Annotated in this window: 16 protein-coding genes; 7 read left to right on the forward strand and 9 right to left on the reverse strand. The window is 75.1% G+C overall.

The features are described 5' to 3' along the window. Positions 1–4 precede the first annotated feature (4 nt). A complete protein-coding gene (locus AB0E83_RS03205; protein ID WP_362105045.1) occupies positions 5–601 on the forward strand; it encodes a TetR family transcriptional regulator in 597 nt (198 codons plus the stop codon). On the opposite strand, the gene AB0E83_RS03210 is transcribed toward AB0E83_RS03205, so the two are convergent. Genes AB0E83_RS03210 through AB0E83_RS03220 form a run of 3 tightly spaced genes read right to left on the reverse strand, consistent with a single transcriptional unit; the run spans position 567 to position 2,762 of the window. Then, positions 567–1,580, reverse strand: coding sequence for a glycosyl hydrolase (locus AB0E83_RS03210; RefSeq protein WP_362105047.1), 1,014 nt, complete (start codon positions 1,578–1,580; stop codon positions 567–569). The two genes, AB0E83_RS03205 and AB0E83_RS03210, sit on opposite strands and share 35 nt — an antisense overlap. A gap of 1 nt (position 1,581) precedes the next feature. Next, on the reverse strand, positions 1,582–2,241 hold the full coding sequence (locus tag AB0E83_RS03215; RefSeq protein ID WP_362105050.1) for a vitamin K epoxide reductase family protein: 660 nt from the start codon (positions 2,239–2,241) through the stop codon (positions 1,582–1,584). A 17-nt stretch (positions 2,242–2,258) separates the two neighbouring features. After that, the gene (locus AB0E83_RS03220) at positions 2,259–2,762 is read right to left on the reverse strand and encodes a DUF5949 family protein (protein WP_362105053.1); all 504 of its coding nucleotides are present in this window, start codon (positions 2,760–2,762) and stop codon (positions 2,259–2,261) included. 149 nt (positions 2,763–2,911) lie between these two features. On the opposite strand from AB0E83_RS03220, the gene AB0E83_RS03225 reads away from it, so the two are divergent. Further along, positions 2,912–3,304, forward strand: coding sequence for a tyrosinase family oxidase copper chaperone (locus AB0E83_RS03225; protein WP_362105056.1), 393 nt, complete (start codon positions 2,912–2,914; stop codon positions 3,302–3,304). Next, complete coding sequence (locus tag AB0E83_RS03230; protein WP_362105059.1) at positions 3,288–4,154, forward strand: tyrosinase family protein; 867 nt, start codon at positions 3,288–3,290, stop codon at positions 4,152–4,154. The genes AB0E83_RS03225 and AB0E83_RS03230 overlap by 17 nt, the downstream gene beginning before the upstream one ends. 38 nt (positions 4,155–4,192) lie before the next feature. Here AB0E83_RS03230 and AB0E83_RS03235 read toward each other — a convergent pair whose 3' ends face one another. The 6 genes from AB0E83_RS03235 to AB0E83_RS03260 all read right to left on the reverse strand — a co-directional run bounded on the left by AB0E83_RS03235 (position 4,193) and on the right by AB0E83_RS03260 (position 8,556). Further along, positions 4,193–4,477, reverse strand: a complete 285-nt coding sequence (locus AB0E83_RS03235; protein WP_362105061.1) for a chaplin — start codon at positions 4,475–4,477, stop codon at positions 4,193–4,195. Positions 4,478–4,839: 362 nt separating this feature from the next. Continuing rightward, positions 4,840–5,352: a hypothetical protein gene (locus tag AB0E83_RS03240; RefSeq protein WP_362105064.1), complete on the reverse strand. Its 513-nt coding sequence runs from the start codon at positions 5,350–5,352 to the stop codon at positions 4,840–4,842. 123 nt (positions 5,353–5,475) lie between these two features. Continuing rightward, entirely contained in the window at positions 5,476–6,522 is a 1,047-nt protein-coding gene (locus AB0E83_RS03245) for a hypothetical protein (protein ID WP_362105067.1), read from the reverse strand. Between the two features lie 161 nt (positions 6,523–6,683). Then, complete coding sequence (locus tag AB0E83_RS03250; protein ID WP_362105070.1) at positions 6,684–6,956, reverse strand: hypothetical protein; 273 nt, start codon at positions 6,954–6,956, stop codon at positions 6,684–6,686. 242 nt (positions 6,957–7,198) lie between these two features. Beyond that, positions 7,199–8,041, reverse strand: a complete 843-nt coding sequence (locus AB0E83_RS03255) for a hypothetical protein (RefSeq protein WP_362105073.1) — start codon at positions 8,039–8,041, stop codon at positions 7,199–7,201. A 275-nt stretch (positions 8,042–8,316) separates the two neighbouring features. Beyond that, positions 8,317–8,556: a chaplin gene (locus AB0E83_RS03260; RefSeq protein ID WP_362105075.1), complete on the reverse strand. Its 240-nt coding sequence runs from the start codon at positions 8,554–8,556 to the stop codon at positions 8,317–8,319. A 379-nt stretch (positions 8,557–8,935) separates the two neighbouring features. Here AB0E83_RS03260 and AB0E83_RS03265 point away from each other — a divergent pair, with 379 nt between their 5' ends. The 4 genes from AB0E83_RS03265 to AB0E83_RS03280 are packed head-to-tail and all read left to right on the forward strand — an operon-like array spanning position 8,936 to position 13,947. Next, positions 8,936–9,991, forward strand: coding sequence for a DUF3344 domain-containing protein (locus tag AB0E83_RS03265; RefSeq protein WP_362105078.1), 1,056 nt, complete (start codon positions 8,936–8,938; stop codon positions 9,989–9,991). Position 9,992: 1 nt separating this feature from the next. Then, complete coding sequence (locus AB0E83_RS03270) at positions 9,993–11,129, forward strand: glycosyltransferase (protein ID WP_362105081.1); 1,137 nt, start codon at positions 9,993–9,995, stop codon at positions 11,127–11,129. Further along, positions 11,126–12,580, forward strand: coding sequence for an exopolysaccharide biosynthesis polyprenyl glycosylphosphotransferase (locus AB0E83_RS03275; protein WP_362105084.1), 1,455 nt, complete (start codon positions 11,126–11,128; stop codon positions 12,578–12,580). The genes AB0E83_RS03270 and AB0E83_RS03275 overlap by 4 nt, the downstream gene beginning before the upstream one ends. Before the next feature lie 2 nt (positions 12,581–12,582). Next, the gene (locus AB0E83_RS03280) at positions 12,583–13,947 is read left to right on the forward strand and encodes an O-antigen ligase family protein (RefSeq protein WP_362105087.1); all 1,365 of its coding nucleotides are present in this window, start codon (positions 12,583–12,585) and stop codon (positions 13,945–13,947) included. The last annotated feature ends 189 nt before the right edge of the window (positions 13,948–14,136 follow it).

Raw genomic sequence — 14,136 nt, forward strand, 5'->3', positions numbered from 1 at the left:
CACCGTGTCCAAAGGTCTGAGGGAACGGAAGAAGGAACGGACCCGCGCGGCGATCCGCCGGGCCGGCCGGCGGATCGCCGCCTCCCACGGCTGGGAGGCGGCCACGATCGAGCGGATCGCCACCGAGGCCGACGTCTCCCCCTCCACCGTCGTCCGCTACTTCCCCGTCCGCGAGGACATCGTCCTCACCGATGACGACGACGAGCACCTCGAAGAGCAGCTCCGCGCCCGCCCCGCCGGCGAGGAGCCCCTCGAATCCCTCCGCGCGGTCCTCGCCGGGGCCTTCCGTGCCGCCCTGGCCACCGACCCCGAGGAGTTCCGGCTCCGCGCCCGCCTCATGGCCGACACCCCGGCCGTCCGCGCCCGGCTCACCGAGACCACCGCCGAGACCGGCCGCCGGCTCGCCCGCGCCCTCGCCGACCGCACCGGCCGCGCCCCCGACGACCTGGAGGTGCGGGTCTTCACCGCCGCCGTCCTCGGCGCGCTGCGCGAGACCACCCTCTACTGGGCGGAGCGCGGCCTCACCGAGGACCTCCTGGAGCTGCTGCACCGCACGATCGACACCCTCAAGGGCGGCCCGGCGCTCCCAGCGCGCCCCTGACCACCTCGGCCGACCGCGGATTGTCCGCGCACCCCCACACCCCGTGCGGGCAGTAGTCGGTCACCGTCTGGTAGACGGGCCGGTAGGCGGCGAACCAGTCGAGCATCCCCCGTACGTACGCCGGGTTGTCCCCGTTCCTGAAGAGCCCCCACTCCGGGTACGAGACGGGCTTGCCGTGCGCCCTCGCGAAGGCCACGTGGTGCGCGAGCCCGTACTCCTCGCTCACCTGCTCCTCGAAGGAGAGCCCCTCCGGCTGGTCGTAGGCGTCCATCCCGATGATGTCGACGACGTCGTCCCCCGGATAGCACTCCGGCCACGGCACCGCGTCCCGCCCCCGGCTCGGCGTGAAGTCGAAGCGGAACCGCTGCCCCTCGACCCCCCGCAGCACCCCGACCGCCTGCCGCCAGTACGCCTTCCAGGCCGCCGGGTCCGGCCCGCAGCGGTGGCCGTACGTGGTGCCGTTCATCTCCCAGCCGAGCACCAGGACCGCGTCGCCGAGCCCGTGCTCCACCAGCCCCTCGCCGAGCGTCCGGAAGTGCCGGTCGAAGGCGCCGTCCGCGCCGCGCCGCAGCCCGGCCCGCACCTCGGCGTCGGTCAGCCCGGCCTCGTTGCGGTCCATCATCGGCACGTTCAGCACGAAGAGCCGCCCCGGCCGCCCGGCCTTCCACCGCGCCCAGGGCGCGAAGAGCTCCGGGTGCCCCTCGATGTTGGACCACCGGTCGCCCGGCAGGTAGGTGTGCCCGACCGCCAGCTCGCCGCCCAGCCACGCCTCCGCCCCGGCGATCCGCCGCACCCCCTCCGCGTCGGAGCCGGTGAAGAAGCCGGACGGCACCCCCGGCAGCGGCGAGGGCTCGGGCGCGGGCCGGGTCCCGGCCTGCCGCTCGCCGGGCGCGATCCGCCCGGGCAGCAGCAGGAGCGCGAGAACGGCCGCGAGCAGCACCAGGAGTGCGGCCCGCGGCCACGAGGGGAGGCGGCTCACGTCAGCTGGTCCAGAACTCCCACCAGCGGGTCAGGATCAGCATCCCGATGATCCCGGCGTGCAGGACGGGCGGGGCGAAGGCGAAGTCGCCGAGGAAGCCCCGCACCGCCGCCGGGGCGGGCAGCACCCCGGTCCGCACGTTGTGCGCGGTGACGTACCAGAACATGGTCAGGGTCGCCGCCCAGGCCAGGCAGCACCACAGGCACAGCGCGTTGATCTCGTACAGCGACTGCTGCATCAGCCAGGTGCAGAAGCCGACGCCGAACAGCGTCCCGCCGTTCAGCCCCAGCCAGAACCAGCCCCGGTACCGGGCGCCCGCGAGGAGCCCGGCGCCGATCGCGACGACGACGCCGTACGTGACGAGGCCGAGCATCGGGTTGGGGAAGCCGAAGACCGCCGCCTGCTCGCTCTTCATGATGTTCCCGCAGGACACGACCGGGTTCAGGCTGCACCCCGGCTGGAAACCCGGGTCCTCCAGGAGCTTGAACTTGTCCGTCGTGATCACCCACGCGGCCAGGATCCCGGCCGCGCCGGTGACGACCAGGAGCCAGCCGAGCCCCCGGCCCGCGCCGACCGTCCCGTCCTCCCGCCGCCCGGCCCGCGCCGCGCGCTCCTCCCGCCGCGGACCGGGCACCTCGCTCCGTACCCCGAGCGTCGTCATCGCGCCGCCCCTCCCCTTCAGCCCTGCACGCGCCGGACCGGCAGCAGGACGTGGGCGCAGTCGGCGAGCATCTCCTCGTCGGAGACGAAGGCGCGCAGCCGGTCCTCGTCCACGGGCCGGCCGGGGACCCCCTCGGACCAGGGGCGCACCGAGCAGAGGAAGTAGACCTGGCCGGCCTCGCGGGCGGCGGCCTGCCACTCGGCGGGCACCGGGCACTGCACCTTGAGGAAGGGGAGGGTGAGCACCGCGGAGCCGCCCTCGACGAGCAGCGAGGCGCTGATCCCCGCGTCCTTCTCCAGGTCGAAGAGCCGGTCGCCGACCGAAAGGCCCATGGCCTCCAGGGCGGAGCGCATCGCCTGCTGACCGGCCTCCGGCCCGTCACGGCCGTCGCCGAGCGAATACGCCATGAGGAAAGGCGTCCCGGCGGAATCGGCGGTGGCCTCGCTGGACCACGGAATCACCGTGAGCGTGCCGAGCGGGGAGGCGCTGCGCGCCTCGGAAAGGGCGTGGGGAGTGGTCATGGAACCGGATGCTAGTGGCCCAACCACCCTTTCCCCGTACCGAATTCACTCATCCGGCCGACATTCCCCCGCTCGAACTCCCGGCCGCAACGAACACGGGTTTTCATCGTTGTGCCCTGAGGCCCCTTGTCGACACCAGGAGATCGCCGATGCCTTTCCCGCGCCGTGTCGCCCTCCGGTCCCTTTTCGCGCTGGCCGTCACCGCCGCCACGGGCGGCGCCCTCGGCCGGATCGCGGCGCGCTCCCCGGAGCCGGATCCCCACGCCTTCGACGAGATGTACGCGGGCCGCCGCATCCGCGGCCTCACCGGACCGGGCGGCGAGCCGGTGGCCCTGGTGGACGGCCGGCCGCTGCACCTGATGCGGTGCGCCGACGGCGGCTGGGTGACCCCGCTCGACCATTACGAGTCCTGCCCGACCCCGCTCGCCGCCGTCCGCGCGGCCGTGGACGCGGCGGGGCCGGCCCCGCTGTCCCGGTACGCGGCGGCGCACGGCGACCACACCGACCCCACGGGAGGGAACCCGCGTGGTGTACACGCGTAAGAACCAGCGCGACCTGACCGCGACGGAGCGCCGGAGGTTCGTGGCCGCGGTGCTCGAACTGAAGCGCCGGGGCGAGTACGACGAGTTCGTCCGCATGCACATCGACCACTACACGGCCGACGGCGGCGGCCGGCTGCGGACCGCGCACATGGCGCCGAGCTTCCTGCCCTGGCACAGGAAGTTCCTGCTGGAGTTCGAGCGGGCGCTGCGCCGGATCGACGGGTCGGTGACGGTGCCGTACTGGGACTGGACCCGGGACAACTCCCCGGCGTCCTCGCTCTGGTCGGAGGACTTCATGGGCGGCAACGGGCGCCGCTCGGACCTCCAGGTGACCACCGGCCCCTTCGCCTATGCCAAGGGGAGGTGGACGGTGAGGCACGCGATGACCGAGATCTCGTACCTGACCAGGGACTTCGGCAGGCCGCGCGATCCGATCGCGCTGCCGACGGCGGCCCAGCTGGACGAGGTGATGCGGGAGCGGACGTACGACACGGCTCCCTGGAACTCGACCAGTCCCTCGGGGTTCCGCAACCGTCTGGAGGGGTGGGCCCCGGGGTCGGGCAACGAGCGGTTCCGGATCCACAACCGGGTGCACCGCTGGGTGGGCGGCCTGATGCTGGGCGGCGGCTCGGTGAACGACCCGGTGTTCTGGCTGCACCACTCCTTCGTGGACCTGGTGTGGTCGCGGTGGCAGCAGCGCAATCCGGGCGCCGCGTACCTGCCGGCGGAGCCGCCGCCGCTGGGCGACGCGCAGTACCGGAAGGTGGTCGCCCGGCACCAGCCGATGGCGCCGTGGGGCGTGACGCCGGCGGAGATGTCCGACCACAGCCCGGTCTACCGGTACGCCTGACCGGACCGGCCCCGGACGCGGGGGACGCGGGGGCGGGTTCAGCCGCCGTAGCCGCCGTCGCCGTTGCCGCCGCCGTTCGGGCCGTCGACGTTGGCGCAGCTGTTGCCGAAGGCCGGGTTCAGCAGGCCGATGACGTCGACGGTGTTGCCGCAGAGGTTGATCGGGACGTGGACCGGGACCTGCACGGCGTTGCCGGAGCCGACACCGGGCGAGTGGGCGGCGACACCCTCGGCGACGGAGTCGGCGACGGCCAGGCCGGCTCCGGTGAGGGCGACGGCACCGGTGCCGGCCAGAACGGCGGCGGCCTTGGCGATGCGAGACATCAGAACTCCTTGAATGGGTCGAGCGACCGCAGGGATCACGGCCGTCACTTCCGTTCAACGCCGCACCACGGGACGGGTCACGCCCTTTGGGCCGAACGGGAGAAGGGAAATCGGAAAAGCCCCGGATTCCGAGGGGGAGAGGTGGTCCGCGGTCCGGTGACCGCCCGCCGCCGGATACGACGGGCGGGCCACCGGTCCGCGGACCGCGGCCATGCGACAAGCCTTCCGGTGCAACGAGGGAGAACCCGTGCGGTAGCGGGGAAGAATCGTGTCTTCACCCGCGCGGACCGGGTTCGCACGGAATTCCGAAAAGGGGAGGGTCCGGTGCGGCCCCGCGGAGGGAGGCGGGGTGCGGGAAGGATTCAGCCGCGCTCGGGGGCGAGGCCGAGCTGGGAGTCGAGGGCGCCGCTGAGCGTCGGGGCGACGAGGCCGAGCTGCGGCACGTGGAGGTCGGGGACGCCGGCGAGGCCGTTGCCGCGGGGCGCCTCGACGGGGTTGCCGAGGACGGCGCCGGGGGTGGCGGCCAGCATCTCGGAGTGCGGGGTGGCGAGGAGCGCCCGGCCCGGCTCGCTGCCCTCCAGGACCTCGGGGAGCGGCGCGTCGACGACCGTCTCGGGCAGGGTGCCGGTGAGCGGGACGCTCGGCAGGACCACGTCGGGCAGCGCGCCGTAGCCCTTCTGGAAGCCGGTGGGGGCGCCGGGCACCGGCACGGGGACGCCGGTCGCGACGGTGGGGGCGTCCATGGGCAGGACCGGCTCCAGGCCCTGGAGGGGAACGACCACCGGGGCCTCGACGGCGGCGGCCGGGGCGGCCATGGCGGCGGAGGCGAGCGCGGTCATGAGGAGGCCCATGCCGGCGTGAGAGCGCAGATTCATGCCGTGTGAACGAGCCGCTTGGCCGAAACGTCGCGCGAGGGTCCCCCATGTGCAGCAACGGCGGAGGCCCCCACCGGTGAGGGCGGGGGCCTCCGTTGACGTCACGTCAGCCGTGCTCGTACGTCAGTGGCGGCGGGAGCGGACGAGGCGTCCGCCGCGGAGCTGGACGACGGTGCCGCCGATGATGAGGGCGGCGCTGATCGCGGCCGCTCCCCACAGGGCGGGGTCGCTGCCCGTGTCGGGGAGTTCGGGCTTGTCGGGCCCGTGCGGCGGGGTCGTGGGCGTGCCGGTCGGCGGCTCCGACGGCTCCTCGCAGCCGGGCTCGGGCTCCTCGCCGGGGGCCGGGGCCTCGCAGTCGCCGGGCGGGTTCGTGGGCGGGTGCGTCGGCGGGTGCGTGGGCGGGTGCGTGGGCGGATACGTCGGCGGCTCCGACGGCTCCTCACAACCCGGCTCGGGCTCCTCACCCGGCTCCGGGGCCTCGCAGTCGCCGGGCGGGTTCGTGGGCGGGTGCGTCGGCGGGTGCGTGGGCGGCTTGGTCGGCGGATACGTCGGCGGCTCCGACGGCTCCTCACAACCCGGCTCGGGCTCCTCACCCGGCTCCGGCGCCTCGCAGTCGCCCGGCGGCTCGGTCGGCGGGTGCGTCGGCGGCTTGGTCGGCGGGTTCGTGGGCGGGTGCGTGGGCGGCTTGGTCGGCGGATACGTCGGCGGCTCCGACGGCTCCTCACAACCCGGCTCCGGCTCCTCACCCGGCTCCGGCGCCTCGCAGTCACCCGGCGGCTCGGTCGGCGGGTGCGTCGGCGGGTGCGTGGGCGGCTTGGTCGGCGGATACGTCGGCGGGTGCGTGGGCGGCTTGGTCGGCGGGTACGTCGGCGGGTGCGTGGGCGGGTGCGTCGCCGGCGGCTCCCCGGGCTCCTCGCCGTAGCCGCCGTCGGGGTCCTCCGCCGTGTGGGCGCAGAGGTCTCCGACGGCCGACGCCACGTAATCGCCCAGGTCCATGTTCGCGCCGCAGAGTTCCGGCGGGAGGGGGGCGTGGGCCTGGCCGTTGCCGGGTCCCGGCGTGTCGCCCGTACCGGGGTGGGCGTTCGCGGCCAGCGCGAAACCGCCGGTCAGCGACAGCAAGCCGGTCGCTGCCGCCGCGGTGAGTACTTTCCTGCTGATGATGGACCGCATACCGCTCTTCCTCGGGAGAAAGGGAGAGACCGGCGAGGATCCCCCCTCGCTCCGTCCGGCCGTGTCACCCGCTGTCGTTCACGCGGGACGGTCCCGAGAGTAGGGAGCGGCGCACCGTGTGGAGTCGAGGCCACACGGCGACCGGTCAGAAAATCATTCGATCAGCCGCCGAGCGGGCCGGCAGGCAGGCCACCGAGCAGCGGGAGGCCCTTGCCGGTCTGGTTCAGCTGGGTCGCGGTGTCGGTGACGGTCTTGACCGGGGAGCCCTCGGTGGTGCTGCTGAGCACGTCCGACTTCAGGCCGTTGGCGGCGATCGCCTCCAGGCCGCCGTTGAGGCTGGTCGGGGTCATCGCCTCCGAGGCCATGGCGGGGGCGGCGACGCCGAGGGCCATGAGCGAACCGGCGACGGCGGCGGCGACCTTGGTGGGCTTCATGGGGAGAATCCTTCCTCTGTTCTTTCAACTCACGTTCCGCGCAGACTTCTTGGGGAAATCGCCGCGCGTCGTTCTGCCTTCTGTAACGAGAGGTGCGCTTCCCGGAAACTCCGGGAGGAAGGATTTCTCGACACTGCACCCGATCGAAGGGGACCGGTGTGATTTCCGGATGACCGGACGCGCGCGTGCCCGTACCGGCCCGGCGGGAGGCCGGACCGGTACGGGTCGGGAGCGGGCTCGGATCAGCCGACCGGCAGCGGCGGCTTCACCGGCAGTTCGGGCGCGGCCACCGGCGGCTTCACCGGCACCTCCGGGGCCTGGACCGGCGGGTCGACCGGCAGGGGCGGGGCCTCGACCGGGAGCGCGGGCAGCTTGGGCAGGCCCGGCAGGTCCGGCGCGGGCAGCCCGGCGCCGAGCACGGTGGCGACGGCGAGGTTGACCAGGGAGGTCAGCGCGGCCGTGGCCTGCGGGGCGACGGCGGCGGCGTTGCCCGAGGTGGCGGCGGCGAGGAGGGCGGCGACGGCCTTCTCGACGGAGGCGAGGGCGTCGCCCACCAGGTCCGCGGGGGCCGCCTTCGCGGCCGCGGCCCCGGCCGCGACGGGCAGCGTGGCGGGCGGCTTCACGGGCGATCCGACCGGCGCCTCCGCGGCGGGCGGGGCGACCGGCGCGCCGACGGCGGGCGGGGCCACGGGGGTGCCGACGGCCGGCGGGGCGACCGGGGTGCCGACGGCCGGCGGGACGGCCGGGGTCTCCGGCAGCGGGGCGGGGACGGCCCCCTTCGCCTTGTCGACGGCGTCCTTGATCTTGGCCTTCAGGGCCTCGGCGTCGGCGGCGGGGAGCCGGCCGCCGTCGGCCTTGAGGGCCGCCGAGACGAGTTCGGTCACGGGGGTCGTCACCCCGCCGACGTCACCGAGGGCCTTGGTCTGGGTCAGCAGGGCGGCCGTGTCGGGGAGCGGGGCGTGAGCGGCCCGGTCGGCCGCGCGGGACGGGTGGTGTTCGCCGGCGAGGGCGGGTCCCGCCGCGCCGAGGGTGAGGGCGGCGGATATCGCCAGGACGGTGAGACGGCGTGAAGCCAGGGGACGCATATGTGTTCCTTTTCCTTATGCGTCGGACAACTGCTCTCCCACCGTGCCTGCGGGTATAGCCCTCCGCAACCGGAGAACTACTGAGCGCCACGCCTCCGTTCGAGTGAATCCACCCTCCCGGCCTGCCCCCCGAAGGGGCGTACGCCGTTGCACCGGGCGGCGCACGGGGGTGCGTCCGAACGGGTACCGACCCGGTGACCACAAGGGAAAAGCCGGTGCGCCCACCCAGCGGGGTGGGCGCACCGGCTTCGGAAGGACCGATCCGACGTGCGAGATCAGGCGTTGACGCAGGCGTTGCCGAAGGCCGGGTTCAGCGCGCCGATGACGCTCACGGTGTTGCCGCAGGCGTTGATCGGGATGTGGACCGGGACCTGCACGACGTTGCCGGAGAGGACACCGGGGGACTTCACGGCGGCGCCCTCGGCGATGGAGTCGGCGGCGGCGACACCGGTGGCGCCGGCGACCGCGGCGGCGGCACCCACGGTCAGGACAACGGCCTTCGCGATACGGGACATGGAGAAGTTCTCCTCGATCGATTTCCAACTCGGACTGCGCGGACTGTTCGGCCCGGCTCCCTCAACAACGCGCCGGATTTTCATCGGTTGCTCTCCCGAACGGGTGACGTTCAACCGATCTTTGGGTCGCGGGAGGGCCATTCGAGGGACGGGCCGGGGAATGGCGCAACACGCACAACGAGGAACCTGCCGCGCGGATACGGGAGTTAGCGTTTCCGAGCATCTAATGCTTACTATCGCCCCGCGCCGGGGTTATAACGTTCCCGAACGTTGCTTCCGGGCCCGCCGCGCGTTCACCCATTTCGTGCGGACGACTCCTCCCCCTCCCCCGGTCCTCACGGGTCTTCCCTACCTTCTCTCATCAAAGCGGAGAACCTGTATGCGGAATTCAGCGGTTCTTGCTGTACGTCGCAGCGTGTTGTGCGCCCTGTCGTGCGCGGTTCTGTCCGCCGCCCCGGCGCTCGCCTCCGCCGCGCCCGGGTCCGGGGAGGCGGCCCGCATCCCCTTCGCCGCGCGCTACCAGGCCGAACTGCACGGCGGGATCGTGCGCGCCGCCAACACCTCGGCCAAGGGCGCCCTGGGCACCGAGACGGCCAACGACGGGGCGGCGATCGGCTACGTCGACGTGGACGACGACCCGAACACGTACAACTCCAGCCGCGCCGAACTGCCGGTGCCGGCCGGCGCCCGGGTCGCCTGGGCCCGCCTGTACTGGGGCGGGAACCTGCGGGTCGGCGAGCAGAAGCCGCCCGAGGACGACGGGCGGGTGCTGATCGCGGAGCCCGGCGGGCGGTACAAGGCGGTCCTCGCCGACACCCTGGTCGGCCACCGCACCGCCGACGGCGCCGACGCCTTCCAGGCCTCCGCCGACGTCACCGAGCTGGTCCGGTGGGCCGAGCCGGGACAGTGGACGGTCGCGCAGGTGAACGTGGCCATGGGCCGCAGCGCGGTGGGCGGCTGGGGCGGCTGGACGCTGGTCGCCGCGTACGAGAAGGACGGCGAGCCGCTGCGCCGGGTGAGCGTCTGGGACGGCTTCGAGACCGTCGGCCCGCGCTCCGGCGAACTGCGCCTCGCCCTCGACCGGAACCGTTATCCGGAAGGCGCCGAAGGGCGGCTCGGAGTGGTCGCCTATGACGGCGACCGGGGGACTTCCGGGGATTACCTGGAGGTGCGGACGGGCCGTCGGGACGTCACCGCGATCGGCGATTCCGCCAATTCCGCGAACGACGTCCTGAACTCCAGCATCACCGAATTCGGCACGGCCGGGACGGCACGCTTCCCCGCCGCCGGGAACACCCTGGGGTACGACTCCGACGTCTTCGATCTGCGGGAGGCGCTGCGCCGCGGAGCCGACGGTGTCCAGGTGCGGCTCGGCAGCCGCGAGGACACCGTCTGGCTGGGCGCGCTCTTCCTGCAGGCGGACGTACGGCGCTGACGTGCGGGCCCCGATCGAGACGGACCCCGGGTCCGTCACCGTCCTGCACGCGGTCCAGCCCGGCGACGGCGGGGTCGCCCGGGTCGTCGCCGACCTGGTGCGCGCCCAGCGCGCGGCCGGGCTGCGGCCCGTCGTCGCCTGCCCGCCGGGCACCGCCCTCGCCGCCGAACTGCGCGCCGGGGAGACCGAGGTCCACGACTGGCGGGCCGGCCGCGAGCCCGGCCCCGGCCTGTTCCGGGAGGTCCGCGGCCTGGCCCGGGTGGTCCGCGCCGTCCGGCCCGGCCTCGTCCACGCGCACTCGGCGAAGGCCGGCCTGTGCGCCCGGCTCGCGGTGCGCGGCCGGATCCCGACCGTGTACCAGCCGCACGCCTGGTCCTTCGAGGCCGTCACCGGCACCACCGCGGAACTCGCCCGCCGCTGGGAGCGGTTCGGCGCCCGCTGGGCCGCCCGGATCCTGTGCGTGAGCGAGGCGGAGCGGCGCACCGGCGAGGAGGCCGGGGTCGAGGCGGCCTGGTCGGTCGTGCACAACGGGGTGGACACGGCCCGGTTCGCGACCGACGGGCCCGCCGGGAACCCGGCGCCCACCGTGGTGTGCGTGGGCCGGCTCTGCCGGCAGAAGGGCCAGGACGTGCTGCTCGCCGCCTGGCCCGCGGTCCTCGCCGAGGTGCCGGCCGCCCGGCTGGTGCTGGTCGGCGACGGGCCGGACGAGGAGCGGCTGCGGGCCGCCGCCGGTCCGTCGGTGCGGTTCGCCGGCGCCGTGCGCGACACCGCCCCCTGGTACCGGGCGGCGGACGTCGTCGTGCTGCCGTCCCGCTGGGAGGGCATGGCGCTCGCGCCCCTGGAGGCGATGGCGGCGGGCCGGCCGGTCGTCGTCACCGACGTGGACGGGGCCCGCGAGAGCCTGCCGCCCGGCCACGAAGCCCCGTGCCTGGTCCCGCCCGAGGACCCGGCCGCCCTCGCCGCCGCTCTCGGCCGCCTCCTCGGCCGGCCGGAACTGCGGCACCAGCTGGGCCGGGAGGCCCACGAGCACGTCCTCAGCAGATTCGATGTGCGGCGCACCGGCGCGGCCGTCGCGGAGATCTACCGCGAGCTGGCCGGAGTGCGGGGCACCGAGCACAGAGAGCCGATTGCGCAGTGACCACGGAAAGTACCAGCGTTCCCTCCTCGCCCGGGCCGTGGCCCGTGGCGGGCCCGGCCCTCGGGTCGGCCTCGCTCCTCCCCCGCCGGCGGCTGCCCGGCCGGCTCGCGCTGCCGCGCCGGCGGGCGGCCGCGCCGCCGGGGCCCGGGACGGCGGTGCTGCGGACCGTCGACTGCCTGGCCGTGCTCGCCGGTGCCGCGCTGCTCGGCCCCGCCCACCGGGACCCGCGGCTGCTGCTGCCGGTCGTCGCGCTGCTGCTCGTCCTCGACGGGCGCGGCGGGCTGTACCGGCCGGCGGCGCACGTACGGCTCCTCGACGAACTGCCCGCGCTGGCCTCCCGGGCCGGGGTGGTGTGGTGCGTGGCGGCGGCCGGGGCCGCCGCCTGGTCGCCGGCGCTGGCGATCGGACCGCTGCGGCTGTGCGGCGCGTACGCCGCGCACGTCGGGGTCGCCGCCGTGCTGCGGGCGGTGCTGCTCGCGCGCGGGCGGCGGATCGCCCGGGAGCGGCCGCGGTCCGCGCTGGTGGTGGGGCCGCCGACGGCGGCCCGCCGGTTCGCGGCGGCGGCCCTCCAGCACCCCGAGTACGGGATGCGGCCGGTCGGCGTCGTGGGGCTGCCGGACGTGACCGTCGGCGAGCAGCGGCCGGTGGAGCCGGGGCTGCCGGTGCTGACGACGGCGGAGGAGATCCGCCGGGCGGTCATCCAGAACGCGGTCCGCGAGGCGGTGTTCCTCTCCGACGAGCCGGAGCTCGTGGCCCTCTTCCAGCACTACGGCTGCGCGACCTGGCGGGTCGGCGGCGAGCGGCAGGACGGGCCGATGGGCGAGCACGTGTGGGGGTACGCGCGGCGGCGGCTGATCGCGCCCTCCGAGCGGCGCGGGGCGCGCGCCAAGCGGGCCCTCGACATCGTGCTGGCCGGTCCGGCGCTGGCGCTGGCGCTGCCGGTGCTCGCGGTGTGCGCGCTGGCGGTGCGGCTCTCGGACGGGCCCGGGGTGCTGTTCCGGCAGGAGCGGGTGGGCCAGCACGGACGCCACTTCACGCTGCTGAAGTTCCGTACGCTCCGGCCCTCGGACGAGACGGAGTCGGCGACCCGGTGGAACGTGGCCGGGGACCGGCGGATGAGCGCGGCCGGCTCCTTCCTGCGGAAGTCCTCGCTGGACGAGCTGCCGCAGTTGTGGAACGTGCTCCGCGGCGACATGAGCCTGGTCGGGCCGCGGCCCGAACGCCCGTACTTCGTCGCCCAGTTCAGCAAGATCCACGCCGGGTACGCGGCCCGCCACCGGATGCCGGTGGGGCTGACCGGTCTGGCGCAGGTGCACGGGCTGCGCGGCGACACCTCGATCGAGGACCGCTGCCGCTTCGACAACCACTACATCGACCACTGGTCGCTCTGGCAGGACGTCTGCATCCTGGTCCGCACGGCGGCCGGTCTCGTCCGGCCGACGGGGAGCTGAGGATGGCCACGGCCGTGACGACGGCGCCGGTCCTCGCGGGAGCCCCGGCCCCGGACCCGGCCCCTGCCCCGGACCTGCGGGAGTGGGCGCGCCGGGCCGGGGCGCTCTCCCCGGTCCTCGCGGTGATCGCGCTGCTGCTGGTGCCGGGCGGCGGCGGGGCGGAGGGCGGGACGGGCGGGACCGGGACGGTCGCCGACGCGGCCTCCGGCCTGCTGGTGCTGGTCTGTCTCGTACGGGTGCTGCGCGGCAGCGCCCGGCCGCTGACCCGGACGGCGGCGGTCGTGCTGGGCCTGCCGGTGTTCGGGGTGTGCCTGGCCGCGGTCACCTCGTACGACCCGGCCGCCAGTCTGCCGGGCGTCGCCCGTTACCTCCAGGTCTTCGTCCTGGTCCCGGCGGCCGTGCTGCTGATGGTCCGGGACCGGCGGGACTTCGCGGTGGTGGCGTGGGGGGTGGTGGGGCTCGCGCTGCTCCAGGGCGCGGTGGGCGTCACGCAGTACCTGACGGGGACCGGCGCCTCGTACCAGGGGGAGGACGTCCGGGCGGTCGGCACCTTCGGGGCGACCGACGTGATGGGCATGGCGACGGTGGTCGCGTACGGGCTCGTGATCGCGGTCGGTCTGGCCCTGGGCGGCGGCCCCGGGCGGGCGCGGACCGCCGCGCTGGTCTGCGTGGGGCTGCTCGTGGTGCCGCTGGTGTTGTCCTTCAGCCGGGGCGCGTGGATCGCGACCGTGCTGGCCTGCGGGATCCAGCTGCTGCTCGGCGGGGTGCGCCGGGCGGTGCGGGTGGCGCTCGCGGTGGGGGCGCTCGCGGTGGTGCTGGTCGGCGGCCTCGGGGTCGGTTCGGCGATGGTGGAGGAGCGGGTCGCCAGCATCACGCGGGTGACGGCGGCGCCGGACCGGTCGGTGACGGACCGGTACACGATGTGGGCGGCGGCCGGGCGGATGTGGCGCTCCGAGCCGCTGACCGGGGTGGGGCTGAAGGGCTTCCCGCACCACCGGGACTCGAACGCCTCGGTGGCGCTCTCCTCGGGCAGCGACACGGCCGGCGCGGGCGCGGGCTTCCGGAAGCAGCCGCTGCTCTCCCCGCACAACATGTACCTGCTGGTCCTCGCCGAGCAGGGGCTGATCGGGCTGCTCGCGCTGGCGGGCGGCTGGCTGGCGCTGCTCGTGGGCGCGCTGCGGCGGCGCCGGACGGGCGCGGACTGCGCGCTGGTCGCGACCGGGCTGCTCGCCTGGCAGCTGATCGACTTCTTCTACGCGGACATCGGCGGCCCGTCGACGGTGCTGATGTCGGTGGTCCTCGGCCTCGCGGCCTGGTGGGCGCTGGCGCCCGGGCCCGGGGATCCGGTGGAGGTGCGCGGTGCGTGACCCGTGGGCCGGTCCGCCGGATCCCACGGACGCGTGCGTCGCGCCCCCGGGGGCCGGCGGCGCCCCGCCGTGCCCGCCGGGCCCGGGGGCCCCCCCCCCCCCCCCCCCCCCCCCCCCGCCCCCGCCCCCCCGCCCCCCCGCCCCCCCCACTCCAAATCCAACACCAGCACGCCCACCACCACAAAGCCC

The organism is Streptomyces sp. NPDC035033 (assembly GCF_040636735.1).
GTDB lineage: Bacteria > Actinomycetota > Actinomycetes > Streptomycetales > Streptomycetaceae > Streptomyces.

Excerpts from the sequence above, each read along its gene's own strand:
- AB0E83_RS03250 (WP_362105070.1), bottom strand. The coding sequence starts at position 6,956 with ATGAAGCCCACCAAGGTCGCCGCCGCCGTCGCCGGTTCGCTCATGGCC.
- AB0E83_RS03260 (WP_362105075.1), bottom strand. The coding sequence starts at position 8,556 with ATGTCCCGTATCGCGAAGGCCGTTGTCCTGACCGTGGGTGCCGCCGCC.
- AB0E83_RS03220 (WP_362105053.1), bottom strand. The coding sequence starts at position 2,762 with ATGACCACTCCCCACGCCCTTTCCGAGGCGCGCAGCGCCTCCCCGCTC.
- AB0E83_RS03255 (WP_362105073.1), bottom strand. The coding sequence starts at position 8,041 with ATGCGTCCCCTGGCTTCACGCCGTCTCACCGTCCTGGCGATATCCGCC.
- AB0E83_RS03215 (WP_362105050.1), bottom strand. The coding sequence starts at position 2,241 with ATGACGACGCTCGGGGTACGGAGCGAGGTGCCCGGTCCGCGGCGGGAG.
- AB0E83_RS03280 (WP_362105087.1), top strand. The coding sequence starts at position 12,583 with ATGGCCACGGCCGTGACGACGGCGCCGGTCCTCGCGGGAGCCCCGGCC.
- AB0E83_RS03240 (WP_362105064.1), bottom strand. The coding sequence starts at position 5,352 with ATGAATCTGCGCTCTCACGCCGGCATGGGCCTCCTCATGACCGCGCTC.
- AB0E83_RS03225 (WP_362105056.1), top strand. The coding sequence starts at position 2,912 with ATGCCTTTCCCGCGCCGTGTCGCCCTCCGGTCCCTTTTCGCGCTGGCC.
- AB0E83_RS03245 (WP_362105067.1), bottom strand. The coding sequence starts at position 6,522 with ATGCGGTCCATCATCAGCAGGAAAGTACTCACCGCGGCGGCAGCGACC.
- AB0E83_RS03235 (WP_362105061.1), bottom strand. The coding sequence starts at position 4,477 with ATGTCTCGCATCGCCAAGGCCGCCGCCGTTCTGGCCGGCACCGGTGCC.
- AB0E83_RS03265 (WP_362105078.1), top strand. The coding sequence starts at position 8,936 with ATGCGGAATTCAGCGGTTCTTGCTGTACGTCGCAGCGTGTTGTGCGCC.